Origin of the sequence: Pseudomonas saxonica (assembly GCF_007858365.1) — a bacterium.
Taxonomy (GTDB): domain Bacteria; phylum Pseudomonadota; class Gammaproteobacteria; order Pseudomonadales; family Pseudomonadaceae; genus Aquipseudomonas; species Aquipseudomonas saxonica.
Genome location: NZ_VFIO01000001.1, coordinates 672,937 through 697,905 on the forward strand (window position 1 = coordinate 672,937; position 24,969 = coordinate 697,905).

The 24,969-nt window shown below is 57.2% G+C and carries 23 protein-coding genes; 2 read left to right on the forward strand and 21 right to left on the reverse strand.

What is annotated here, in order from left to right:
• Nucleotide 1: 1 nt before the first annotated feature.
• Nucleotides 2-751 (reverse strand): electron transfer flavoprotein subunit beta/FixA family protein, encoded by a 750-nt coding sequence (locus tag FJD38_RS03140; protein ID WP_146383889.1) that lies wholly within the window; start codon nucleotides 749-751, stop codon nucleotides 2-4.
• 559 nt (nucleotides 752-1,310) lie between these two features.
• On the opposite strand from FJD38_RS03140, the gene FJD38_RS03145 reads away from it, so the two are divergent.
• Nucleotides 1,311-2,975 (forward strand): electron transfer flavoprotein-ubiquinone oxidoreductase, encoded by a 1,665-nt coding sequence (locus FJD38_RS03145; protein WP_122783975.1) that lies wholly within the window; start codon nucleotides 1,311-1,313, stop codon nucleotides 2,973-2,975.
• Nucleotides 2,976-3,165: 190 nt separating this feature from the next.
• Here FJD38_RS03145 and FJD38_RS03150 read toward each other — a convergent pair whose 3' ends face one another.
• Nucleotides 3,166-4,059 (reverse strand): AraC family transcriptional regulator, encoded by an 894-nt coding sequence (locus FJD38_RS03150; protein ID WP_146383890.1) that lies wholly within the window; start codon nucleotides 4,057-4,059, stop codon nucleotides 3,166-3,168.
• 180 nt (nucleotides 4,060-4,239) lie between these two features.
• Between FJD38_RS03150 and FJD38_RS03155 the strand changes: the two genes are divergently transcribed.
• Nucleotides 4,240-5,298, forward strand: a complete 1,059-nt coding sequence (locus FJD38_RS03155; RefSeq protein ID WP_146383891.1) for an NAD(P)-dependent alcohol dehydrogenase — start codon at nucleotides 4,240-4,242, stop codon at nucleotides 5,296-5,298.
• A gap of 477 nt (nucleotides 5,299-5,775) precedes the next feature.
• Here the strand turns inward: FJD38_RS03155 and FJD38_RS03160 are convergent, their stop codons facing one another.
• The 19 genes from FJD38_RS03160 to fabF form a co-directional block, all read right to left on the reverse strand.
• Nucleotides 5,776-6,561: an IclR family transcriptional regulator gene (locus FJD38_RS03160; protein WP_122783972.1), complete on the reverse strand. Its 786-nt coding sequence runs from the start codon at nucleotides 6,559-6,561 to the stop codon at nucleotides 5,776-5,778.
• A gap of 240 nt (nucleotides 6,562-6,801) precedes the next feature.
• Nucleotides 6,802-8,106: an MFS transporter gene (locus FJD38_RS03165; protein ID WP_146383892.1), complete on the reverse strand. Its 1,305-nt coding sequence runs from the start codon at nucleotides 8,104-8,106 to the stop codon at nucleotides 6,802-6,804.
• Nucleotides 8,107-8,295: 189 nt separating this feature from the next.
• Nucleotides 8,296-9,444, reverse strand: coding sequence for a galactonate dehydratase (gene dgoD / locus FJD38_RS03170; RefSeq protein WP_146383893.1), 1,149 nt, complete (start codon nucleotides 9,442-9,444; stop codon nucleotides 8,296-8,298).
• A gap of 40 nt (nucleotides 9,445-9,484) precedes the next feature.
• Nucleotides 9,485-10,114, reverse strand: a complete 630-nt coding sequence (locus FJD38_RS03175) for a 2-dehydro-3-deoxy-6-phosphogalactonate aldolase (RefSeq protein WP_122783969.1) — start codon at nucleotides 10,112-10,114, stop codon at nucleotides 9,485-9,487.
• 1 nt (nucleotide 10,115) lies between these two features.
• Nucleotides 10,116-11,105 carry a 2-dehydro-3-deoxygalactonokinase gene (locus FJD38_RS03180; protein ID WP_146383894.1) on the reverse strand — a complete coding sequence of 330 codons (990 nt, stop codon included), beginning with the start codon at nucleotides 11,103-11,105 and terminating at the stop codon, nucleotides 10,116-10,118.
• Nucleotides 11,106-11,311: 206 nt separating this feature from the next.
• Nucleotides 11,312-11,878, reverse strand: a complete 567-nt coding sequence (locus FJD38_RS03185; RefSeq protein ID WP_146383895.1) for a DUF1285 domain-containing protein — start codon at nucleotides 11,876-11,878, stop codon at nucleotides 11,312-11,314.
• Between the two features lie 15 nt (nucleotides 11,879-11,893).
• Nucleotides 11,894-12,499 (reverse strand): DUF4823 domain-containing protein, encoded by a 606-nt coding sequence (locus tag FJD38_RS03190; RefSeq protein WP_146383896.1) that lies wholly within the window; start codon nucleotides 12,497-12,499, stop codon nucleotides 11,894-11,896.
• A gap of 80 nt (nucleotides 12,500-12,579) precedes the next feature.
• Nucleotides 12,580-13,551 (reverse strand): L-arabinose ABC transporter permease AraH, encoded by a 972-nt coding sequence (araH, locus tag FJD38_RS03195; protein WP_146383897.1) that lies wholly within the window; start codon nucleotides 13,549-13,551, stop codon nucleotides 12,580-12,582.
• Nucleotides 13,552-13,560: 9 nt separating this feature from the next.
• Nucleotides 13,561-15,102 (reverse strand): L-arabinose ABC transporter ATP-binding protein AraG, encoded by a 1,542-nt coding sequence (gene araG / locus FJD38_RS03200; protein WP_146383898.1) that lies wholly within the window; start codon nucleotides 15,100-15,102, stop codon nucleotides 13,561-13,563.
• A 13-nt stretch (nucleotides 15,103-15,115) separates the two neighbouring features.
• Nucleotides 15,116-16,120, reverse strand: a complete 1,005-nt coding sequence (locus tag FJD38_RS03205) for a substrate-binding domain-containing protein (RefSeq protein ID WP_122783963.1) — start codon at nucleotides 16,118-16,120, stop codon at nucleotides 15,116-15,118.
• 60 nt (nucleotides 16,121-16,180) lie between these two features.
• Nucleotides 16,181-16,999: an SDR family oxidoreductase gene (locus FJD38_RS03210; RefSeq protein WP_122783962.1), complete on the reverse strand. Its 819-nt coding sequence runs from the start codon at nucleotides 16,997-16,999 to the stop codon at nucleotides 16,181-16,183.
• A 236-nt stretch (nucleotides 17,000-17,235) separates the two neighbouring features.
• Nucleotides 17,236-18,204, reverse strand: coding sequence for a GTP 3',8-cyclase MoaA (locus tag FJD38_RS03215; RefSeq protein WP_146383899.1), 969 nt, complete (start codon nucleotides 18,202-18,204; stop codon nucleotides 17,236-17,238).
• Nucleotides 18,205-18,293: 89 nt separating this feature from the next.
• Nucleotides 18,294-18,935 (reverse strand): TetR/AcrR family transcriptional regulator, encoded by a 642-nt coding sequence (locus tag FJD38_RS03220; protein ID WP_122783960.1) that lies wholly within the window; start codon nucleotides 18,933-18,935, stop codon nucleotides 18,294-18,296.
• A gap of 371 nt (nucleotides 18,936-19,306) precedes the next feature.
• Nucleotides 19,307-20,089: a TatD family hydrolase gene (locus FJD38_RS03225; protein WP_146383900.1), complete on the reverse strand. Its 783-nt coding sequence runs from the start codon at nucleotides 20,087-20,089 to the stop codon at nucleotides 19,307-19,309.
• A 31-nt stretch (nucleotides 20,090-20,120) separates the two neighbouring features.
• Nucleotides 20,121-21,107, reverse strand: a complete 987-nt coding sequence (locus FJD38_RS03230) for a DNA polymerase III subunit delta' (protein ID WP_122783958.1) — start codon at nucleotides 21,105-21,107, stop codon at nucleotides 20,121-20,123.
• Complete coding sequence (gene tmk / locus FJD38_RS03235) at nucleotides 21,100-21,732, reverse strand: dTMP kinase (RefSeq protein WP_146383901.1); 633 nt, start codon at nucleotides 21,730-21,732, stop codon at nucleotides 21,100-21,102. The genes FJD38_RS03230 and tmk overlap by 8 nt, the downstream gene beginning before the upstream one ends.
• Nucleotides 21,733-21,744: 12 nt before the next feature.
• A complete protein-coding gene (gene mltG / locus FJD38_RS03240) occupies nucleotides 21,745-22,839 on the reverse strand; it encodes an endolytic transglycosylase MltG (RefSeq protein WP_122783956.1) in 1,095 nt (364 codons plus the stop codon).
• A 3-nt stretch (nucleotides 22,840-22,842) separates the two neighbouring features.
• Nucleotides 22,843-23,661: an aminodeoxychorismate lyase gene (pabC, locus tag FJD38_RS03245; RefSeq protein ID WP_146383902.1), complete on the reverse strand. Its 819-nt coding sequence runs from the start codon at nucleotides 23,659-23,661 to the stop codon at nucleotides 22,843-22,845.
• Nucleotides 23,661-24,905, reverse strand: coding sequence for a beta-ketoacyl-ACP synthase II (fabF, locus tag FJD38_RS03250; protein ID WP_122783954.1), 1,245 nt, complete (start codon nucleotides 24,903-24,905; stop codon nucleotides 23,661-23,663). Before fabF ends, pabC begins: the two co-directional genes overlap by 1 nt.
• Nucleotides 24,906-24,969 lie beyond the last annotated feature (64 nt).

Sequence of the window (24,969 nt, forward strand, 5' to 3'; positions counted from 1 at the left end):
ATTAGATTACCTTCGCTTCGTTTTTCAGTTTCTCGACCAGTTCAGCCACCGACTTGACCTTGATGCCTGCGCTGCGTGCTGCTGGCGCTTCGACTTTCAAGGTTTTGTTGGTCGACGCCGTCGAAACACCCAACGCTTCAGGCGTCAGCACTTCAAGCGGCTTTTTCTTGGCTTTCATGATGTTTGGCAGGGACGCATAACGCGGCTCGTTCAAACGCAGGTCGGTGGTGATGATGGCCGGCAAGCTCAACGAAACGGTTTGTGCGCCGCCGTCGATTTCACGGGTAACAGCAACCTTGTCGCCTGCCACTTCAACTTTCGAAGCAAAGGTGCCCTGACCATAGCCGGTCAGCGCAGCCAGCATTTGGCCAGTCTGGTTGTTGTCGCTGTCGATGGCCTGTTTGCCCAGGATCACCAGTTGAGGCTGTTCCTTGTCCACTACCGCCTTGAGCAGCTTGGCCACGGCCAGCGACGTCAGGTCTTCGGCGGACTCAACAAGAATGGCGCGATCGGCACCCAGAGCCAGCGCGGTACGCAGCTGCTCTTGAGCGGTGGTCGGGCCGATGGAGACGACGACGATTTCAGTCGCAACACCCTTCTCTTTCAGGCGTACGGCTTCTTCCACGGCGATTTCGCAGAAGGGGTTCATCGACATCTTGACGTTGGCGAGGTCAACGCCGGAGTTGTCCGCTTTGACGCGCACTTTAACGTTGTAATCGACCACTCGTTTGACAGCTACAAGAACCTTCATGGATTCCTCGTTACTCTCCGGTGAAAAGAAAGTCGCCTAGGCGAACCTGGCGGTTGATGCACAGTGGCACAAGGGCACCTCCAAAGATCGTTGCCGTGCCGTTCTTAATAGAAAGAATGACGAGCGCCAAAGGCTTCACATGCGACCGTCTGTCAGGTGCGACTACAAGTCATACACCAAAAGGACGTGTAAACTCCGCTCGAAGAATGGCAGGCTCCTACTGAGTTGAGCCCATGCCCTGTCTTTAGAGGTGCTCTTGAAACCGACAATCAGCCTACGGCGAGCGCAAAACCGCCCGTATCTTGACCGGAACACCATTTGCGGTCAATACAGCAAATCGGCCAGTTTTAAGCCGCGCATCTTTGATTTGTCTGGCTTACAGCCAATTCAAACAAACGTTTGTATTGGACGCTGTTAGTGGTGTAGATATAATGCCCGCCCCATAGAGAGAGCGGCGCCTCATCCATTGCGTCTTTAGCTTCGGGCCGAAGGAATAATGGATGAAACGCCAAACCTCCAATTAGAAAAATACCGTTGAGCCTTGAGTAGGAGAGAACCTGTGGAACGCGAATACATGGAATTCGACGTGGTCATCGTCGGCGCCGGCCCTGCCGGTTTGTCCGCCGCCTGCCGTTTGAAGCAGAAGGCCGCCGAAGCCGGTAAAGAAATCAGCGTCTGCGTGGTAGAAAAAGGCTCTGAAGTCGGTGCTCATATTTTGTCGGGCGCGGTGTTTGAACCCCGCGCCCTGAACGAATTGTTCCCGGACTGGAAAGAACTGGGCGCTCCGCTCCACACACCGGTCACCCGCGACGATATTTATGTACTGCGCAGCGACAGCACTGCCACCAAGGTGCCTGACCTGTTTGTGCCGAAAACCATGCACAACGAAGGCAACTACATCATTTCGCTGGGTAACCTGTGCCGCTGGCTGGCACAGCAAGCTGAAAACCTGGGCGTAGAGGTTTACCCAGGCTTCGCCGCACAAGAAGTGCTGTTTGACGAAAACAATGTGGTTCGCGGGATCATCACCGGCGATCTGGGCATTGACCGTGAGGGCAACCCTAAAGAAGGCCTGTATACACCCGGCATGGAACTGCGCGGCAAGTACACCTTGTTCGCTGAAGGCTGCCGCGGCCACTTGGGCAAGCAACTGATCGAGCGCTTCAACCTCGACAGCGATGCCGATGTCCAGCACTACGGCATCGGCCTGAAAGAAATCTGGGAGATCGACCCGGCCAAGCATCAGCCGGGTCTGGTGGTTCACACCGCAGGCTGGCCGCTGGACATTGTCAGCAAAGAGAACACGGGCGGCTCCTTCTTGTATCACCTGGAGAACAATCAGGTCGTTGTTGGTCTGATCGTCGATCTGTCCTACAGCAACACCTTCCTGTCGCCCTTCGATGAGTTCCAGCGCCTTAAGCATCACCCGGTGCTCAAGCAATACCTTGAAGGTGGCAAACGCATCAGCTACGGGGCTCGCGCACTGGCCAAAGGCGGCTTGAACTCGCTGCCAAAAATGGTCTTCAACGGCGGCGCGTTGATCGGTTGCGATCTGGGCACCATGAACGTGGCCAAAATCAAAGGCAGCCACACTGCCATGAAGTCCGGCATGCTCGCCGCTGAAGCCGTGGCTGACGCGTTGCTCGCAGACAGTGAAGGCGGCGACACACTCACCTCTTACGTTGAAGGGTTTAAAGCCAGCTGGCTGTATGAAGAACTGTTTGCCAGCCGTAATTTCGGCCCGGCCATGCACAAGTTCGGCCCGATCATGGGTGCAGGCTTCAACTGGATGGATCAGAACCTGTTCGGCGGCAAACTGCCTTTCACTCTGCATGACACCAAACCTGATTACGCCTGCCTGAAGCTGGCCAAAGACTGCCAGAAGATCGACTACCCGAAACCGGACGGCAAAATCAGTTTCGACAAACTCAGCTCGGTTTTCCTGTCTAGCACCAACCATGAAGAAGAGCAGCCGTGCCATCTCAAGCTGCGCGACCCAAGCATTCCGATCAGCGTCAACTTGCCGCTTTATGATGAGCCAGCACAGCGTTACTGCCCGGCAGGTGTGTATGAGGTCATCACTCAGGAAAGCGGTGAGAAGCGCTTCCAGATCAATGCGCAAAACTGCGTGCACTGCAAAACCTGCGACATTAAAGACCCGTCACAGAACATCACCTGGGTGACCCCGGAAGGTGCCGGCGGCCCGACGTATCCAAATATGTAAGCTAAAAGGCTCCTGCGAAGGAGCCTTTTTTATGGCGCCTGGTATTCATCCTGTAGCCGCTGCCGCAGGCTGCGTCCGATGGCTAAGCGTTCGTAAACCTGAGCTCGCGCTCTAACAGATGCACTGCATCTCTGAATTACGACGGCTACGCCGCCGAACGCAGCCTTTGGCAGCGGCTACACAATGCTCTTCAGCACCCCACCCCTTCATGGCCAGGGCTACGTTCAAAGTAGCGTTTGTACTCGCGACTGAATTGCGAGGCACTTTGATAACCCACTCGTTCGGCCACTTGCGCCACGCCCAAACGCTCATTCAACAGCAGCTGCTGTGCCCGCAACAGGCGCAGTCGTTTCAGGTACTGCACCGGCGACAATAAGGTACTGCGCTTGAAATGCTCATGAAACGTGGAGGCGCTCATATTGGCGCAACGCGCCAGTGTTTCGACATTCAAGGGCTCGGCAAAATGCTCATGCAAATGGCTCAATGACGCCGCGACTCTGGCAAATTGCCCTTGTTGCTCAACCAATGCCCGCAATACTCCGGCCTGCGGCCCACGCAATGCCGCGAACAAGACTTCACGCAAACGTGCCTTACCCATGATCCGGCACTCCACGGGATCATGCAGACAGCGCAACAACCTCTCTACCGCGTCACGCATCTCGTCATCCAGCTCCGCCGAAGTCATCGACTCCGGCGTTTGCGCCACGGCACTGCGATCCGGATCCAGCCCCATCGCCAGCACCAGCTCACCGAGCACGGCCCGGTCAATGCTGATCGCCACACCCAGCAGCGGCACCTCGGCAGAAGCGAAGGTCTCACACTCAAAAGGGACAGAAAGTGCCTGCACCAAATAATGTCCAGCGCCGTACTCCAGCGTCCGCTGGCCTAAATAAGCCAACTTACTGCCTTGTGCGATGACCATTAGGCTAGGCTCATAGATCTGCGGCATGCGCGCCACGGCGTTGCACGCCGATACCACCCGTACTTCAGGCAATAAAGTCGAAACAAAGCCGGTTTTTAACGCCAAAGGCCGGATCAGCGAAACTAGCGCGGCGTTCTCATCTCGGTGACGCGTCAGAAACATGGAAACAACTTCGCAGGAGGAATAGACAGACGCATCTTCGCAGAATTACCGGCCAACGCCATATCTGAGCCGAGACTCCGGAGTATTAGGCATAACACGCGTAGGAATCGTCATAGTCCTGTCAGGCACAGAAGCGCAAAATCCCCCCCTGTTCACAGTCAACGTTTCGAGAGGTTCTTCATGTCCACCTACAACGCAATCGGTTATGCCGCTCAGAGCGCCAAGGCTCCGTTGGCACCTATGCAATTCAACCGCCGCGCCCTGCGCCCGGACGACGTTGCCCTTGACGTTCTGTACTGCGGCGTTTGCCACTCCGACATTCACCAGGCTCGTAATGACTGGGGCTTCGCCACTTACCCGCTGATGCCCGGCCATGAAATCATCGGCAAAGTGACTGCAATCGGCGACAAGGTCACCAAGCACAAGGTCGGCGATCTGGTTGGCGTAGGCTGCATGGTCGATTCATGCCGTACCTGCTCTGCTTGCCAGGAAGACCTGGAGCAATACTGCCTGGAAGGCATGACCCAAACCTACGCCAGCCCTGATCGTATTGACGGCACCCTGACCATGGGTGGCTACTCCGACAAAATGGTCGTTAGCGAACATTTTGTGCTGAGCATCCCGGACAACCTCGACCCAGCCAGCGCTGCACCTTTGCTGTGTGCAGGTATCACTACGTATTCGCCGCTGCGTCACTATGGTGTAGAGCCGGGCGACAAAGTCGGGATTCTGGGCATGGGCGGCCTGGGCCACATGGGCATCAAGTTTGCCAAGGCTCTGGGCGCTGAAGTCACCCTGTTCACCCGCTCTGCAGCCAAGGCCGAAGAAGCTCGTCGCCAAGGTGCCGATCACGTGATCGTGTCTACCGATGCCGAGCAGATGAAAGCCGCAGCGGGCACCTTCAACTTCCTGTTGGACACCATTCCGGTGCCGCACGACCTGAACCCCTACCTCGAAACCTTGGCGTTTGACGGCGTCCACATTCTGGTCGGCCTGATCGAACCTGTTGAGCCGGCACTGAATGCCTTTAATCTGGTGTTCAAACGCCGCGTATTGGCTGGCTCGCTGATTGGCGGTATCGCTGAAACTCAGGAAATGCTCGATTTCAGCGCTGAACACGGGATTACCTGCGACATCGAAATGCTCGATATCAAAAACATCAACGAAGCCTTTGAGCGCGTGGTTAAAGGCGACGTGAAATACCGTTTTGTGATCGACATGAAAACGTTGAAGGCTTAAACGTCAAAAGCCCCTCACCCTAGCCCTCTCCCAGAGGGAGAGGGGACTGATTGGGGGGATCTATTGAGCGGCGTCTACTCAGCTTTTCTCGCTGAATCCGGTACCAAACCCCATACAAATCGGCCCCCTCTCCCTGCCAAAGGGAGAGCGGACTGATTGGGGGGGCCTGTTGAGCGGCGTCTACACAGCATTTCTCGCTGAATCCGGTACCAAAACCCATACAAATCGGCCCCCTCTCCCTGCCAAAGGGAGAGCGGACTGATTGGGGGGATCTATTGAGCGGCGTCTACTCAGCTTTTCTCGCTGAATCCGGTACCAAACCCCATACAAATCGGCCCCCTCTCCCTGCCAAAGAGAGAGCGGACTGATTGGGGGGACTGTTGAGCGGCGTCTGCTCAGCTTTTCTCGCTGAATCCGGTACCAAACCCCATACAAATCGGCCCCCTCTCCCTCTGGGAGAGGGCTGGGGTGAGGGCTTTACCCGCCCAGCTCCGCCGATATCTGCTGCGCCGCATGTGTGATGACAGGAATCAAGCCGGTCATTTTTTCCAGAGACATGTAAGGCACGGTACTGGCGATGCTGATGGCCGCAACGATCTTGCGACTGGCATCCCTTATCGGCGCCGCAACACAACGAATCGATGGTTCGTTGTCTTCCAGATCGAACGCATAGCCGCCGGCAACATAGCTGCGCATGCGTTGTTCAAACTGCTCCCACGTCACTTCCTCATGGTTGGGCCATAACGGGTTTTTCTCTGCCGCCGGATGGCAAGCGTCATACAAACGTCGCCACTCGCCCAACGGCGCATCCAGCAACATTGCTTTGCCAATTCCTGTGCGCGCCAGCGGCATGCGATGCCCCACACGCGATCGCATTTCCGGGCCATTGCGCCCCGGAATTTTGTGCAGGTACAACACTTCATCACCTTCGCGCACGGCCAGGTGAACGGTATCGCCGGTCAAAACCGACAACTCATCCAGAAACGGCCCGGCCAATGTCACCAGCGGCACTTCTTCGCGCGCCTGAAAACCCAGCTCGATCAACTTCGGACCCAGCAAGTAACCCACCTGCGGCAATACCCGCAGGTAGCGTTCGTCTACCAGGCAACTGGCCAGACGGTGCGTGGTGCTGCGGGTGGTACCAATCGCTCGGGCGATGTCCTTGAGGTCACGCGCACCATTGGCCACGGCCTGAACGACCGCCAGGCCGCGCAGTAAGGTTTGGGTGCCGGTCGGTGCAATTTTCGGGGTGTCGTCCTGCATAGCCAGCCTTTGGATTGGAGGGAATACCGGGCGGCATTATGGTCGCCCGGTTGACGCGCGGCTAGGGTCTGTTCCCGTCTCATAGCAGCCACGTGAGCTTTCGTCCCTTCGGGTCGCGTGTCAAATTTAGCCAGGCTGTGTTGCAGAGCCTGGGAAGGGAACAACCATTCCCTTCGCTCTGCGCCTTGCCTGTCTAAATTTGACCCAGCGACGCGGCTTGCAATGAAACGGGAACAGACCCTAGAGTTCGATCCGCTCGACCTTGCCCACCAGCAAGATATAAGACAACGCACCCAGCAGCGCCAATACCGAAATGTAGGTGATGGCCGGGGCGAACGAGTCTCCGCTGGCCAAAAAGCCGATCACGATTGGCGTGGCAATCGCCGACAGGTTGCCGATGAAGTTGAACACACCGCCGGTCAGGCCCAGCAACCGGGCCGGGGCCAGGGTTGATACCAGCGACCAGGTGATCGACGCCAGACCATTGCCGAAAAACGCCAGTGCCAGAAACGCGATCACCAGCGGCGTCGACTCAACAAAGTTGGCACCGATGATTGAAGTCGAGATCAGCAGCCCGCCAATAATGGGCAATTTTCGCGCAAAGCCCACCGTGTAGCCGCGACGGATCAACCAGTCGGAGAAGAACCCCGAGCACAGCACCCCGACAAACGCAGCCAGAAACGGCAACGAAGCGAGCAAACCGGACTTGATGAAGTCCATGCCGCGGTATTTGACCAGGTAGGTAGGGAACCAGGTCAGGAAGAACCATAAGGTAGAGTTCAGGCAAAACTGCCCGAGGTAGATACCCCACAGCTTGCGCTTGGTAAGCACGATGCCCAAGTCCGCCCAACTGAAGGGTGCCTTGCGCTTGGCTGTTTGCGACTGGATATCCACCAGTCCGCCACCTTCGATGATCAAGTCGATTTCGGCATCATTGGCGCCCTTGAAGTCTCGCGGCTCGCGGTAGACCGCATACCAGATGCCCGCCCAGATAATGCCCACCGCACCGGTGCAGACGAACACCATGTGCCAGCCCCACTGATGTTGCAGCCATGCCAGTACCGGGGTCAGAAATGCCAGACCGACAAATTGTCCGGAAGTGTAAAAGCCAATTGCGGTGGCGCGTTCGCGTTCAGGAAACCAGGTGGTCACCACACGACTATTGATCGGGTACGCCGGAGCTTCGAGGGCACCGACCGCCATGCGCAGGACAAACAGGGCAATAAAGCTGGCAGCAAAGCCGAGCATGACGGTCGCGATCGACCACAGCAGCAACGCTACGCTGTACAGAATGCGTGGCGGCACGCGGTCTACCAGCCAGCCACCGGGGATTTGCATGGCGGCGTACGTCCAGCCGAACGCGGAGAAGATCAGACCGACATGGATAGGGTCGATGCCCAGATCGCTGGTCAGCGCAGGGGCGGCAATCGATAAGTTACTGCGGTCCAGATAGTTGATCACCACGGTGATAAACAACAGGACCATGATGAAAAAACGCTTACGGCTAGGCGTCACCATAGACGCTTGCGCGACAGTGATAGTCATGGGGTGTGCCTCGTTTTTATGGTTATTGAGGTCGCTAAATCCGTAGCAGTTGCCGAAGGCGACGTCCGACTGCGAAGCGGTCGTAAACCCTGAGATCCTGATTCATCTGGACGATCTCATGACCTGAATTTACGATGACTTCGTCGCCGGACGCAGCCCTGGGCAGCGGCTACAGTGGTCGGAGTGGACTCACCACTCGGCGAAGCTGCCGTCAGCATGGCGCCAGATCGGGTTGCGCCAGCGGTGCCCTATGAGTGCACGCTCGCGTACGTATTCTTCATTGATTTCAATTCCCAAACCCGGGCCGTTAGGGATTTTGACGAAGCCTTTGTCGTAGTCGAATACCGACGGATCCTTGATGTAATCCAGCAGGTCGTTACTTTCGTTGTAGTGGATGCCCAGGCTCTGTTCCTGAATAAACGCGTTGTAGCACACCGCGTCCAGCTGCAAGCAAGCGGCCAATGCAATCGGACCCAATGGGCAATGCAATGCCAGCGCTACGTCATAGGCTTCGGCCATGTTGGCGATCTTGCGAGTTTCGGTGATGCCACCCGCATGGGAAGCATCCGGCTGAATAATGTCGACATAGCCTTCGCTGAGCACGCGCTTGAAGTCCCAGCGCGAGAACAAGCGTTCGCCCAGAGCAATCGGGGTACTGGTCAACGGCGCCAGCTCTTTGAGCGCTTCGTAGTTTTCGCTGAGCACCGGTTCTTCGATAAACATCAGCTTGTACGGGTCCAGCTCTTTCATCAGCACCTTGGCCATCGGCTTGTGCACCCGACCATGGAAGTCCACACCAATGCCCACATTCGGCCCGACCGCATCACGAACAGCAGCGACGTTGGCCAGCGCCAGATCGACTTTTTCGAAGCTGTCGACAAATTGCAGCTCTTCGGTGCCGTTCATTTTGATCGCGGTAAAACCACGACTAACGGCTTCTTTAGCGGCTTTGGCGGTGTCCGCCGGGCGGTCACCACCGATCCACGAATACACACGAATCTTGTCGCGCACTTGCCCGCCCAACAGGTCGCTGACCGACACGCCCAGCGCCTTGCCTTTGATGTCCCACAAGGCCTGGTCGATACCAGCCAGCGCGCTCATGTGCACCGCGCCACCCCGGTAAAAACCGCCGCGGTAGAGCACTGTCCAGATGTCTTCGATATTGCGCGGGTCTTTGCCGATCAAGTAGTCGGACAGTTCCTCTACCGCGGCCGCCACGGTGTGGGCACGCCCTTCAACCACAGGCTCGCCCCACCCGGTAACGCCTTCGTCGGTTTCAACCTTGAGGAACAACCAGCGCGGCGGAACCAGATACGTTGTGAGTTTGGTAATTTTCATCGTGTTGTCTCTCTTATTCGATGGGACGCCGCAGCGCCGGTCAATCAGCGTAACGCTGCGTATTCCAGGCGTTCATATACGCCTTGGCCCGTACGGCCACTTCTTGTGGCGTCAGGCCAGGTTTGAATAGACCCGAACCCAGTCCAAAACCAGCAACGCCGGCGTCAAGAAACACCTGCATGTTGTCAGGGGTGATTCCGCCGACCGGGATCAACAGGGTTCCGGCGGGCAATACGGCCAGCCAGGCCTTGACCACCGCGGGCCCCATTTGCTCGGCCGGGAACATTTTCAGTACATCAGCCCCTTCGGCCAGGGCGGCAAACGCTTCGGTAGGGGTGGCAACACCGGGCGCCAGGTACAGGCCAGCCGTCTTGGCCGCGCGCAATACCTTGGGGTCGCTGTGGGGCATCACAATCACTTGACCGCCCGCCGCCTTGACCTGTTCGACCTGCTCGGGCGTCAGCACCGTACCCGCACCCACCAGACAGTCAGCAGGCAGGCTGTCGCGCAAAATGCGAATACTGTCGTAAGGCTGCGGGGAGTTGAGTGGCACTTCAAGGGTACGAAAGCCCTCGTCGTACAGCACTTTGCCGATGGCCTGCGCCTCTTGCGGATGCAGCCCGCGAAGAATCGCGATCAACCCGTTTTTTGCCAATGCTTGCTTGAGCATGTCAGCCCTCCAGAGTGTTGTGTCGCACTAACCCGGCGGCGTGAGCCAGGTGCCATAAACCCTGTTCGGTAGCCTGTTCAGCCAGACGCACGTCGCCAAACCCACAGGCGGCCAGCGCCAGTTGGTAGCGTTCACAGAGTTGGGAATTGCCAATAAGAATGACCGCGGGCATTGCCTGCTCGCCACGTCGGTGATGCAACGCATTGCCCAAAGCGCACAGCTCATGGCCAATCAACAAACCCGACACATAGTCAGGTTGCGCCGTGGCGCTCAATTGCCCTGTCAGGCCCAATGTGCGGGCGCTAAACAAGGTTGACAGCGGTCCGAGCAAACCATCGGTAGACGATGCTACCCCTACCCCGCGCTCGAAAGCGCACTGATCAAACGAACCGTCGCGTTGCTGGGTACGGCCCAAAATAGTGTGGTCACAGGCGGCGGCATAGAGTTCGCCGGTCATGAAGGTATCGAAGTGCACAAGGCAGCCGTCTTGCACTTGCACCCATTTGGAGTGGCTGCCAGGCAAGCCGATCAAACAATCGTTGATCAGCGGATGGCTTTGCAGCACACCCAGCACTTGAGTTTCTTCGCCGCGCATAACATTGGGCAAGGAAGAACGCTGGATGACACCGGGCACGATATGCACATCAACCCCACGCACACTGCGCACGATCTGTAGGGCGGTGCTCAGTGCTTGAAGGCTGGCAGGGGTTTCGCGGTAAGGGGCCTCGCGCCAGCCTTGGGCGCTGCCAACCATGCCACACGCGATAACGGGAATACCGGGATGGGCGTCCAGCCAGTCGCCGCAGGCTTCGTCGAAAGCCAGTTCAAAACCATCTGCGCACTGCTGGCCAGCCACCTGACGCGGTGTGACGGGCAGTTGCATGATCCCGTAGTCCAGCGAGCGCGTGTTCAGCACCTGCCCTGCGGGACCGAGTAAGTAAGCACGAAGGGAGGTTGTCCCCCAATCGAGTGCAATCAATTGCGCCTGCATCGCTTCACCTGTTTTGTTTTTAGCAGTGAATGCTGTGTCTCAGTGCGGGCGACTATAAACCTTGAGCAGGCAAAATCTCAATATATAAATTGCAGTCCCATATATAGGGAATTAATAACGCGTATTTTGTGACACTTGCCCACGGGTGGACTTACGACGGCTTTGCCGCCGAGCGCTGCCCTCGCAGCGGCTACCGGTGTTGGGTCTTAAATGGGCTCAGGGCCTATGGGGAAGAACTGCCCGCTGCTCCACACACCCAGCCAGTTTTGCCCGTCGATGGAGCGAGAAACGGCCAGTTCGATCAGTTGGTAGAACACGTTGCGATGGATCAGCGCTTCAAGATTGCGGCGCACTAATAGATAAGGGGCCGGCGCTTGGGTCTGCGGATCGATGACAACACGCAGTGGGTGTTCGCTGTTCGCAGTGATCTGCTCGTCAACGTTGGTGGTGAAGCGCAGCACTTGTTGCTCGCCTTCACCTTCGACCTCAAGGATTTGCGCAACAAAGGGTGCATCATCGACGACAATGCCGACTTTTTCAGCGGGAGTAATCAGAAAGTAGTCGTCACCATCACGGCGAATGATGGTCGAGAACAGCTTGACCATCGGTTTACGGCCAATGGGCGTGCCCATGTAATACCAGGTGCCATCGCGGGCGATGCGCATGTCGATATTGCCGCAGAAGGCCGTGTTCCATAAATGAACCGGCGGTAGTCCTTTGTCGGCTTTAGGGATTTGCGCCAACAGGTCACTGACGTCTACCGGGTCACTCATGATGCTCTCCTCGACTTATTCATCGCTCAAGCCTATCAAGCTGCGTGCGTACTTCGCCAGCGGCGGGCCAATCAAGTCTGCAGGCTTGGTGTCATGAAAGGTCAGCAGGCCACCCCGGCTGCGAATGGTCGCCGTATCGATCAAGTATTGGGTGCTGGTTTCGATCAGCATCACCTGAATCACTCCGCTGTCGACGCCCAAGCGGCTGATTTCTTCCTGATCCAGCCATTCGTCACTGTTGCTGATACGGTCGTCAGCGCGCGCAAAACGGGTGTAAAGCAAATAATGTGCGCCAAAACCACGGGCGTCGGTCATGGCCTGATCAAGCCCCGCCGGCTCCTTGGCGCGGCGCACCATAGGGAAATATTCAACGAAACCGTTAAACGCCTCTTCGGCCACCACGTTAGGCCGCACATAAGGGTCGCCGATGGGCGCAAATGGCCCTTGGGCGATGTAGATAAAGGAATCCGGCTGGATGCGCAGCGAGTTGCTGCGCCGCGTATTACTGTGATCAAGGAGGCCCGCATCGCTCATTTGATAGCGGGCGCCCTTCCCCAGATCGCTGACCTTCATGCAGCCACCCAGCGCCAAAAAAGCCAGCAACACACACAGACCACGCATCCCATTCTCCCGATGGCCGGTGACAGAAAACCGGCGAATAGTCGCGTGATGCAGTTTGCGCGCCAGTTTTGCCAGGCTAGTTATCGCTGCTTTAGCCGGTCAATCACCACCGCGAGCAACAGAATCGAGCCACGTATGACGTATTGGTAGAAGGTGTCGATGTTTTTCAGGTTCATGGCGTTTTCAATGATTGCCAAAATCAGCACCCCGGCGATCACATGCCGAATCATCCCGACGCCACCGCTCAGCGACACCCCGCCCAATACACAGGCCGAAATCACGGTCAGCTCAAACCCCTGGCCAATCATCGGCTGCCCCGAGGTCATGCGCGACGCCAGAATCACGCCGGCCAGCGCACCAATCAGTCCATGCACGGCGAAGATGATGATTTTGGTGCGGTCGACATTCACTCCGGCCAACAGCGCCGCTTCCTGATTACCGCCAATGGCCATGGTGTTGCGACCGTAGGTGGTGTGGTTGAGCAGCCAGCCAAAAAACACAAAGCACACGAGGGTGATCAGGATCGGCACCGGTACGCCAAACAACTGACCATTGCCAAACACGAAGAACGACTCCTGGGAAACACCTACAGCTTTGCCATTGGCAAAGATATACGCCAGGCCGCGCACAATTTGCATGGTGGCCAAGGTGGTGATTAACGCATTGACCCGCAGTTTGGCGATGACGATACCGTTGATCAGGCCCACCAACAGGCCCATGCCCAAGGCCGCGCTGACGCCCAAAAATACGCTGTCGGTGTCACGCATGACCACCGCAGCAACCACCCCGGCACAGGCAATCACCGACCCCACCGACAGGTCGAAATGCCCCGAGGCCAAGCAATACAGCATGGTGCAAGCGGCAATTCCGGTGGTGGAAATGGCCAACCCCAAACCCCGCATGTTCAACGGTGACAGAAAGTTGTCGATCAGTAAGGTGCACAGCAGGAAAATCGCCAATGCTGCGAGCAACATGACCCAATCATCGAGAAAGCGGCGCATATCGAGATTTTTTCGGGGTGTCGTGGGCAACGTCGAATCTTGGGTTGTCATAAAAACCTCTCAGTGGGTCACGCCGTCAGCACGCTGACCGGGCAAGGCCAATTGCAACAGGCTGGATTCATTGGCCAGCGCACGCGGCAACTCACCGCTTAGCGCCCCTTCACACAGCACCAAAATACGGTCGCTGATGCCCATCACTTCCATCAGGTCGCTGGACACCACGATCACCGCAATGCCGCTGGCCGCCAAGGCATGGATGATCTGGTAGATCTCGGCCTTGGCACCGATGTCGATGCCTCGGGTCGGCTCATCGAGCAACAGCACTTTCATGGGCATGGACAGCCAACGCCCCAGAATGGCCTTTTGCTGATTACCACCAGACAGAAACATGATTTTCTGCCCTGGCGTGGGGGTCTTCACGTTCAGTGCCCGTATCTGTTTATCGGCATTGTCCCGTTCCCATTTGCCGCGCAGCACACAGCCCAAGGTGGAATGTGCGACGCGCGCACTGATGTTGATGTTTTCAGCAACACTCGCCAGAGGAATGATGCCTTCTTTCTTACGGTCCTCAGGGCACAGCAGAACGCCGGCCTCAATCGCATCACGGGGCGAGCGCAATGTAAGCGCCTGGCCCTGGAGCTCAATCTGTCCTGCGCTATGGCGTGCCAGCCCGCTCAACAAACGCAGCAACTCCGTGCGCCCTGCCCCGACCAGCCCGAACAGCCCAACGACCTCGCCCTTGCGCACTTCAAAACTCACCGGCTGGCGCAGCCCTGGGCCGATCAAGCGATCAACCTTAAGCGCCACCGCACCGTGCTCTCGAGGCCGGTAGTCGTAAATATCCTGAATATCGCGACCGACCATGCAGGTCACCAGTTGGTCGTGGGTCAACTCGCTCATCTGCTCAAAGGTGCGGACGTAGCGGCCGTCCTTGAACACAGTGACCGCATTGCAGATGCGGAACACTTCTTCCATGCGATGAGAGACATAAAGCACCACTTTGCCTTCGTCGCGCAGGCGCTCAATGATCGCCATCAGCCGGTCTATTTCCCGAGCGGACAGGCTGCTGGTCGGCTCGTCGAAGGCAATGACATGGGCGCCACGGGACAGTGCCTTGGCAATTTCCACCAATTGACGCTGGCCCAGCGACAAGCGTGCGACCTTCTCCTGCGGATCAATTTCATCGGCCAGCCCCTTGAGCAAGGTCAATGCGTTGCGCCGTAACTCGCCGCGCCGGATCACGCCAAAGCGCGCAGGCAAATGACCCAGAAACAGGTTCTCGGCCACGCTCATTTCCGGCACCAGATGCAACTCCTGATGAATCACAGCAACCCGGTGAGCGATGCTGTCTGCGGTGGATTTGAACACCATTGATTGCTCGCCGATCTGCACCGTGCCACTGCTGGGCGTGTAAGCCCCACCGAGGATTTTCAACAGGGTCGATTTACCCGCACCGTTCTCGCCCATCAGCGCATGGACCTGACCGGGATACGCCACAAAACTGATATTGGCCAGCGCCTGTACGCCCGGAAAATGCTTGCCGATGGCATTGAAGCGCAGGCTGTCATTGCATGAAGCTTGAGTCTCTGTAAGCGGCTGCATAAGAACCTCCGACTCAGTTCCACAACCCGATTTTGGTCAGCTCTTGCTGGAAGTTATCCCGAGTGATGAGCGTCACTTCGTCCATGGCCGTGTACAGCGGCGGCTCTTTGCCTTCAGTGATCCACTCGAACATCAAGGTTGCGGTCTTGTAGCCTTCGATATGCGGGCTCGGCAGCATGGAGCCATAAAAGCCGCTGTCGGCCTTTTTCAATTCGCCGATGGCATCGGTGCCGTTGATACCAATGCCGATCACGTTAGCGGCGGCAAAACCGGCACTTTCCGTGGCGCGCACACCGCCCAGTACCGTGCTGTCATTCATCCCCCCGATAATCAGGTTTTTTGCAGCGCCGGGCAGCTTGACCAATGCCGAGTTGGTAGCGTCCATGCTGCCGGGTACATCGAGCGTCTTGAGCGCCGAGTAAAGAATGTGATCATCAGGCAAGCCTGCGTCTTTCAAGGATTTAACCGAACCATCGGTGCGTTTTTTGCCGGTATCCAATTCGTTGAAGGTGTTAATGACGGCGTAGGTATCTTTCCAGTCCCAATTGCGTTTTTTGGCTTCGGCGACCATGGCATTGCCTTGCTGCTGGCCGACTTCAAATGCTGCCATGCCCAAATAAGGCACTTCTTCCATAAACGCACCCTTGGCATCGACGAAACGATCATCCACGGCGATAACTTTCAGGTTGTTGATCTTGGCCTTGGCCATGATCGCCGGGCCGAGGCCGACGTCTGGCGGGCAAATCACGAACCCCTGCGCACCGTTAGCGGCCAGACTGTCGATGGCCGACAGGGTTTTTTCCCCATCGGGCACAGCAATTTTGATCAGCTCAAAGCCTTTATCTTTGGCGGCCTTTTCAGCGAATGCCCACTCGGTCTGGAACCATGGTTCTTCCGCCTGCTTGACCAGAAAACCGATTTTCACCGGCTCCGCAGCCAGCACGCTATGGCCGAAACTCAGCGCAGTCGCTGTCAGTGCCGCGCAGCACAGGGCGCGAAGGATGGGACGACGTTTCATGGCAAACCCTCTTGTTGTTATTTTTAAAGTGTTTGAAGCCTGATGGTGCCGACCGGTCAATCAGTCGTGATACAGCACCGAACGCCCGCCATCGATGGTGATGCAGGACGCATTGATAAACGGCGCTTCATCGCTCGCCAGAAAAACAGCAGTCATGGCCACCTCAAGTGGCTGGCCGATTCGCCGCGGAGGGTGCAGATCCAGTGCACGCTGGCGCTCTGCATGCGGGTCTGCAAAACCATTCCAGTAATCGACATTAAGCTGGGTTTCGATATACCCCGGCGCAATGGCGTTGACCCGTATGCCTTTGGATGCGTATTCGATGCCCAGCGCACGGGTCAGCCCTAGCAGGCCATGCTTGGCCACCGGGTACGGGAAACAACCCGGAATAATGTGGGAGGAATGAGTCGAGGCGATGTTGATAATGCTGCCCACACCCTGCTCAATCATGTGTGGCAACACGGCCTTGCAGCCATACCAGGCACCGTCCAGGTCAATGGCGAAACAGCGTCGCCAGTCCTCTTCGGTCATTTCCAGCGGATCTCGAAACACGTTAACGCCGGCGCAATTGACCAGCACATCCACGCGGCCATGCAGCTCCATGGCCTGCGCAACCAGCGCATGCAGGTCTGACTGGCACGACACATCAGCCTTGATCGCCTGCACATCAGCACCCTGCTCACGCCAATGGGCCGCCACCTTTTCGACCTTCTCGGCCTGAATATCGCTAATGACCATTTTCGCCTGCTGAGCCACAAAGCTGGCGACAATGGCTTCGCCAATGCCTTGAGCAGCACCGGTCAGTACCACCACTTTATTTTTCAGACGTTCGCCACGTGGCGGTTCGGCCACCGCAGGTAAAGAAAGAGGCTCAGCCATGAATCAGGACTCCACAAAAAAGGCACGAAAAAAACCGGGCATCTTTCGATGACCGGCCAATAAAAAGGGGGCATTGGGGAGTCCCGCGTGCGCGCAGGGGCGTCCTGGAATATCTCGGCATCACTTCACCATATTATTTTTTTAGTGTGAGTGCGTGGAGCTAAAGCCGACTATAAACCCGGAAACTGCAAAGTCTCAATATATAATTTTGCATCCCATATTTAGGGATTTAAAGGTTACCCGCCGATGATCTTCATCACGGTGGCACCGCCCGAAAAGGCAACGTCTTGTTTGTCGCCCAAGGCTTTCATCAGCAAGCTTTGCAGTGCAGGCAAGGCCTGATGACGGGGCTTGTTCAGCAAGTCACCGACATAGTGGCGATTGCTCGACGACAGGCAACCATGTAGCCAGCCCGTTGAAGACAGGCGCAAGCGCGAACAGGTCCGGCAAAACGGCACACTCTCGTTGGCAATTACGCCGAAATAACCCTGACCTGCAATTTGATAGCGCACCGCTGTTGCATCGACGGGCGCGTCGGCTTGCTGGTACTCATAGCGCTCGCCGATTAGCGACAACAACTGTTGCAGGCTGACAAATTGTTGCAAGAATGAATTGCCATCACTCGCCAGGTGGCCCATGCGCATCAGCTCGATAAACCGCAGCTCGTAGCCCCGCTCAAGGCAATAATCCAGCAAAGGGATGACCTGATCGAAGTTTTGCCCACGCAACGGCACCATATTGACCTTGATTTTGATCCCCGCTTCACTGGCCTGGCGCATGCCGTCGAGCACAGTTGGCAGATCACCACCACGGGCAATGGCGCGAAAGGCTTCCGGGTTCAGGGTATCGAGGGAGACATTGAGGCGACGTATGCCCGCCTCCAGCAGCAAGGGCAATTTTCGCCCCAGCAACTGACCATTGGTGGTCAGGCTGATATCACTCAAGCCCAACGAACCCACACCCTGCATAAAAGCTTCAAGCTTGGGGCTGACCAGTGGTTCACCACCGGTAATGCGCAAGCGCTCTATGCCGGCGGCCTCAATCAGGTAGGCCACGCCACGGATCATGGCTTCGGCCGACAATTCATCCTGAGCCGCCACCAGACGCTTGCCGTTGGGCACGCAATAGGTACAGGCGTAATTGCACGCAGACGTAAGACTGATACGTAAATTGCGAAAACGTCTGCCTTGGCGGTCAACAATCATGAATGACTCCGACGCGCAGGATAGAGCCGCGCCAACACCTGGTAAAAGGGTTCAGGGCACGCGGCCCTGAACGATAAAACCCTTGCCCGCTACTCGACTGCCGGGGTGTCCGTGTCACGCTTGCGCTTATTGCCCATGCGCACACCGATGTCCATCAGGAACTGGAAAAAACCTTCCTGATCTTCCAGCACATTGCTCCAGAACGGCGAGTGATACAGCGCTACCGCGCCGTGCACCAATGCCCAGGCTGCACAATAGTGGAAATACGGCGGAACATCTTCAAGCTTGCCTTCACTGATACGCCCCTTGATGAGCAGGGTCAAACGCTCAAAGTTGGAAGCGCGAATCTTGTGCAGCTCTTCAACCAGCTCGGGTACCTGATTACCTTTAACGACCTTTTCTTCAAGGCGGTCAAACAGCCGGTAACGCTGAGGGTCACGCATGCGAAATTCGAAGTAGGCTCGCGACAGCGCCTCTTTGTCTTTATCGACGTCAGCGGAATGCAGCAACTCGTTCAAATCACGCTCGTAATCGAGCATCAGGCGCAGGTAAATCTCGGCCTTGGATTTGAAGTGCTTGTAAATCGTGCCTTTGCCGATACCGACGGCATCAGCAATCATCTCGACGGTGACACTGTCTTCACCTTGATCGAGGAACAGCTTGAGCGCGGTATCGAGAATTTCTTGCTCGCGGCGACGAAACTCACGGACCTTACGGGGTTCTTTGTGCATAAGAAAAGGTCTGTTCGGGTCAAAATCGAAGCGGAGTATTATGCATTAGTCACGCTAAATTGCACGGACCATCCTGTGTACTCGCGTTTTCAGACTCATTCATATAACCCTTATGAGCAGACAAACGAATCACAGGTATTCCAAATCTGTTTAAAAAACGATCAGCCACGACTGGACGTTCGATAAAGCTGACCAATACTAAAGGAGTCGGCGGCACATCCCCCCAAGTGGCTGCCGATCAAGGTCACAACGGAATGTGCCCTTTGTTTTACTCCTAATGGTCTTAACCCGGGTTCCCCAGAGTCCGGGTTTTTTTTGCCCAAAAAGTCGATATTGTGCGCTGACCTCGTTCCTCGGCAGCGGCTACAGGGTCATTTAACCCGAGCCAACGGGAACAACCGTTTGAAGTTCTCTGTGGTCTGCTCTGCGAACCGCTCGTAAGGCTCACCACGCAACATTGCCAAAAACTCAGCCACTTCACGCACGTATTGCGGAAGATTGGGCTTGCCGCGATGAGGAATCGGGGCCAGGTACGGGGAATCCGTTTCCACCAGCAAACGGTCAGCAGGCACCTGCCGGGCGACATCGCGCAGCGCATCGGCATTGCGGAACGTGACGATACCCGACAGCGAGATGTAATAGCCCATGTCCAGCGCCGCTTTGGCCATGTCCCAGTCTTCAGTGAAACAGTGCAGCACGCCGGCGTTGGGCAAGTTTGCGTCGCGCAGCATGTTCAGGGTGTCCTGACGGGCACCGCGCGTGTGAATTACCACGGGCTTGCCAGTTTGCTTAGCCGCCTCCAGGTGAACCTGAAACGACAATTGCTGCAATTCGGCAGCTTCAGGCTCGTAGTGGTAGTCCAGGCCGGTCTCGCCAATGGCTACGACCCGGGGGTGGTTCAGCTCGCCCAGCAACCAGTCCAGTGCAGGTGCCGCGCCCGGCTGCACGTCCAGCGGGTGGACGCCTACTGAACAATCGACATCGTCGAAGCGATCAGCCAATGCTTTGACATCGGCGGCATTCTCGGCGCTGACACCTATACACAGAAAATGACCGACACCGCGCAAACGCGCCGCTTGCAGCGCTGCGTCCAGTGAACCGTCATGGGCGCTGAGGTCCAGACGGTCAAGATGGCAATGGGAGTCAACCAACATACAAAATTACCTGTTTATCAAATCAATCAAATCAACGCTGGCCGGGCAGACTTGCCCACTGCACCAGTAAGGCCTCCAGCAACAAAACTCTATTGAGGTTGGCCTTGCCCAGGACTTTTTGCCGCTGCGCGAGAATCCAGTCCTGAATCGCCAGCACTTTGTCTTGCGGGGTTTTCTGCGCCAGGTATTGCAGCACTTTACGCATGTCTTCAAGCCCCAGTCCGGCTTCATCCTGGGTCAATTGATAACGCAAAATCAGACTCGACCAGTCGCAGAACCAGTCAAACAGCAGCAACAACGGGATGGCATTCCAGCTTTCCGCCAGTTGAGTGGCAGAGATCTCGCGCTTGAGCAGCTTTTTGACCCCTTCGACCACCGCCGCACGCTGTTCGCGCACACCTTGGGCCTGCAACTTGACGGCCGCCAAGGGTGATCCGGCGGCCAGCGTCAATAACTCAATGCGCTGGGCGTCGCTGCACTCGGGCAGCGCCTTGGCCAACCACTCCAGGCTCAAAGCCTCGCTGGGCAGTGGACACGCTTGTTGCACGCAGCGGCTGCGGATGGTCGGTAACAGTCGACTCGACTGGTGGCTGACCAACAGCAAAATGGTGTTGCCCGAGGGTTCTTCAAGGCTTTTGAGCAAGGCGTTCGCCGCGTTGACGTTCATCGACTCGACGGGCTCGACCAATACCACCTTGCGCCCGCCCAACTGAGCGGTTTGCACCACAAAATTGACCAGTTCGCGGACTTGATCAACCTTGATCGCTTTGTCGGCTTCTTCCGGCTCAAGGATGTAGTTATCAGGGTGACTGCCTGCAGCCAGCAATGAACAGGACTTGCACGACCCGCAGGCTTCAAGCCCGACCGGCTGCTTGCACAGCAGGCTGGCCATCAGTCGCTCAGCCAGGGCGCGCTTGCCGATACCCGCAGGGCCATGCAGCAGGTAGGCGTGGGCGTGTTGCGCACGCCCGGCCATTTGCTGCCACAGGCTGTCTTGCCACGGGTAGGCTTCAGCCACGGTACAGCTCCAGCAGTTGCGGCAGCAGTGCATCCAACTGATGCTGAACGTCAGTCAGCGACTGGGCGGCATCGACCAGGCGATAACGCGCAGGTTCGGCTTCGGCCCGCTTGAGGTAAGTACTGCGCACCGCATCGAAAAAGGTACGGCCTTCCTGCTCAAAGCGGTCCAGTCGGCCCCGAGCGCTGGCGCGGGCCATACCGACTTCAATCGGCAGATCAAACACCAGCGTGATGTCAGGGCGCAGCGCGCCTTGCACAAAGGTTTCCAGCGTGGCGATGCGCTCATGTGACAAACCGCGCCCTCCCCCCTGGTAGGCGTAGGTGGCGTCGGTAAAACGGTCACACAGCACCACGGCTCCCCGAATCAGCGCCGGGCGAATCACCTCGGCCAAATGCTGAGCACGGGCGGCAAACACCAGTAAGAGTTCGGTATCGGCACACATGGCGTCATCACTGGGGGTGAGCAACAGCTCACGGATGCGCTCGGCCAAAGGCGTGCCCCCAGGTTCGCGGGTCAATACCACATCGATACCTTGCGCACGCAGACGCTCGGCCAGGTAGTCGCGGTTGGTGCTTTTGCCCGCGCCTTCGGGGCCTTCCAGGGTAATAAACAAGCCAGTCACAGGCAGCAATCCTTAATCAGTTTCATTCGGGCTATGCGGCTCGGCCGCAGGGCTCGCCGGCTCAGCAGCTGGGGTCGGCGCAGGGCTTGAGCGGTAGTCGGCGCGACGCTTGATCTGGAATTCGCGCACGGCATTGTTATGCGCATCCAGATCATCCGAGAACGTATGGCTGCCGTCACCCTTGGCCACAAAGTAAAGGCTGCTGCCACTGACCGGGTGCAAGGCGGCGTGAATGGCCTCACGTCCAACCATGGCAATCGGTGTCGGCGGCAGGCCGGGAATGGTGTAGGTGTTGTAGGGCGTTGGCTCACGCAGATGAGCACGGGTCAATTTACCGTTGTAACGCTCACCCAAACCGTAGATGACTGTTGGGTCGGTTTGCAGCGGCATGCCGATTTTCATTCGGCGCACAAAAACCCCGGCAATCTGCCCACGCTCTTGGGGCACACCCGTTTCTTTCTCGACCAGCGAAGCCATAATCAGCGCTTGATAGGGCGTGGCATAGGGCAGATCAGGCGCTCGTTGCTCCCACTCCTCTGCCAGTACTTTTTCAAGGCGGTCGTAGGCTTTTTCCAAAAGCTGAGCATCGGTCATGCCACGGACAAAGCGATAGGTATCAGGGAAAAACCGGCCTTCCGGAAATTCACCCCCATGACCTAGCTTGACCATCACCTCACTGTCACTCAGGCCGTCGAGGGTCTGTTCGATTTTTTCATGTTTGGCCAGCGCGCTGCGCACCTGACGGAAATTCCAGCCCTCAACCAGGGTCAGGCTGTATTGGACCACTTCACCGCGCTGCCACAGACCAATCAGGTCTTGGGCGGTCATGCCGGGCGTCATGCGGTACTCACCGCTGTGCAACGGCTGACCTTCAAGGTTAAAGCGCCAGTAAAGACGCAGCCAGAAGGCATCGTGCAAGGTGTTATCCGCCTCAAGACGATTGAACGTACCCGTCGGGGTTGCACCGGCCGGAACGTCGAGCAGTTGCTCCTCGGTCAAGTTGAGCGGTTGCTCCAGCGCCGAATTGAGCTTCCACGCACTGGCGCCCAGCAGCAAGCCTGCCAGCACCAGACCGGTCTCCAGCAGCAGCAAAAAATTACGTTTCACGAATCAGACATCCAATAGGGTGCGAGCAATGCCTTGCAGTTTACGGGTGAGCGGCCCCACCGGCCAGCTCAGGTCTGCAAATGCCCGCACGGGCCAAATGCCATACACGCTGTTACAGACAAAGAGTTCATCAGCCTGGCGCAGCTGGGTGAAGCTCAGGTCTGTGACGTGGCACGCGATACCCTGGCGCTCTGCTTCAACCAGTAGCGCGGCCCGCATCACCCCCGCCACACCACAGCGTTGCAGGTCGGCGGTATACACGCTGCCATCGCGTACCAAAAACAGGTTGCTGAACACGCCTTCGATCACTCGCCCGGACGTGTCGCGCATCAATCCCTCGGCGTAGGCCGGATCTTGCCACTCGGCACGCGCCAGCACCTGTTCGAGGCGATTGAGGTGTTTAAGCCCAGCCAGCAGCGGCTGTTCGGCCAAACGTGTGGCGCAATCAAACAGCTGGATACCCTCCAAGGCGTTGGCCTCAGGGTAGGCGGCAGGCGGACTGGCTTGAAGAATTCGTCGAGGTAGAGCCTCGGGTGATGCGCTGTAACCGCGCTGGCTGTCGCCACGGGTCACAATCAGCTTGAGGACGCCCTCGCCCATCGCTTGCGCATAGGCCAGCAATTCGCTGCGGATCAATGAGTGATCCGCAACTATCGCCAGGCGGGAACACCCCTGCGCCAGACGCTGCATGTGCAGGTCCAGCAGCAGCGGTTGGCCAGCCTTGACGACAAGGGTCTCAAACAGACCATCACCGTAAGCCAGCCCACGGTCTTTAAGCGACGCTAACGCGTGCGCTGGCTGACCGTCGACCCAACTTTGCATTACTCGGCGTACCGGCGGAACACCAGCGAGCCGTTGGTGCCGCCAAAACCAAACGAGTTGCTCAGCACCACGTCGATCGACATTTCGCGAGCGGTGTGCGGCACGAAGTCAAGGTCGCAGCCTTCGCTCGGCTCATCAAGGTTGATGGTTGGCGGGGCAATCTGGCTGTTGATCGCCAACACGCTGAAAATCGCCTCAACCGCGCCCGCGGCACCCAACAAGTGACCGGTCATCGACTTGGTAGAGCTGACGGCAAGGTTGTAGGCGTGATCACCAAACACCGACTTGATCGCAGCAACCTCTGCCAAATCGCCAGCAGGTGTCGAGGTACCGTGGGCGTTGATGTACTGAACCTGATCAGGATTGATACTGGCATCGCGCAACGCATTGGTGATGCAGCGTGCAGCACCCGCGCCATCTTCTGGCGGCGAGGTCATGTGATAAGCGTCACCGCTCATCCCGAAACCAATCAGCTCAGCGTAGATCGTCGCGCCGCGTGCCTTGGCGTGCTCAAGTTCTTCAAGCACTAGCGCACCGGCACCGTCAGCCAGTACAAAGCCATCACGGCCTTTGTCCCACGGACGGCTGGCACGAGTTGGATCATCGTTGCGTGTGGACAGCGCACGCGAGGCACCGAAGCCCCCCATACCCAAACCGCAGGCCGCCATTTCAGATCCGCCGGCAATCATCACGTCGGCTTCGCCGTAAGCAATATTGCGCGCGGCCATGCCGATACAGTGAGTACCTGTAGTACAAGCTGTGGCAATGGCGTAGTTAGGCCCTTGTGTACCCAAATGGATAGACAGAAAACCGGAAATCATATTGATAATCGAGCCAGGCACAAAAAACGGCGAAATCCGTCGCGGGCCTTGCTCATGCAGAATGCGGCTGGTTTCTTCGATATTGGTCAAACCACCAATACCCGACCCCATGGCCACACCGATGCGCTCACGATTGGCATCCGTGACTTCAAGGCCGGAATTGCGCACAGCCTGAAACCCGGCTGCCAGACCGTATTGAATAAACAGGTCAAGTTTTCTGGACTCTTTGACGGAGAGGTAATCCTCAACGTTAAAGCCCTGAACCGAGCCGCCAAAACGGGTGGAATAGGCAGAAAGATCTGTGTGTTCGATCAGACCAATGCCACTTCGGCCTGCCAGAATGCCTTGCCAGGTGCTTGGTACATCCGCACCCAGTGGCGACAACATCCCCATACCGGTGACTACGACGCGTCTACGCGACACAGCACTCTCCTTTATTCTATTGACGACACTTTGCATCACACCTAAAGAAAAAACCGCACGCCAG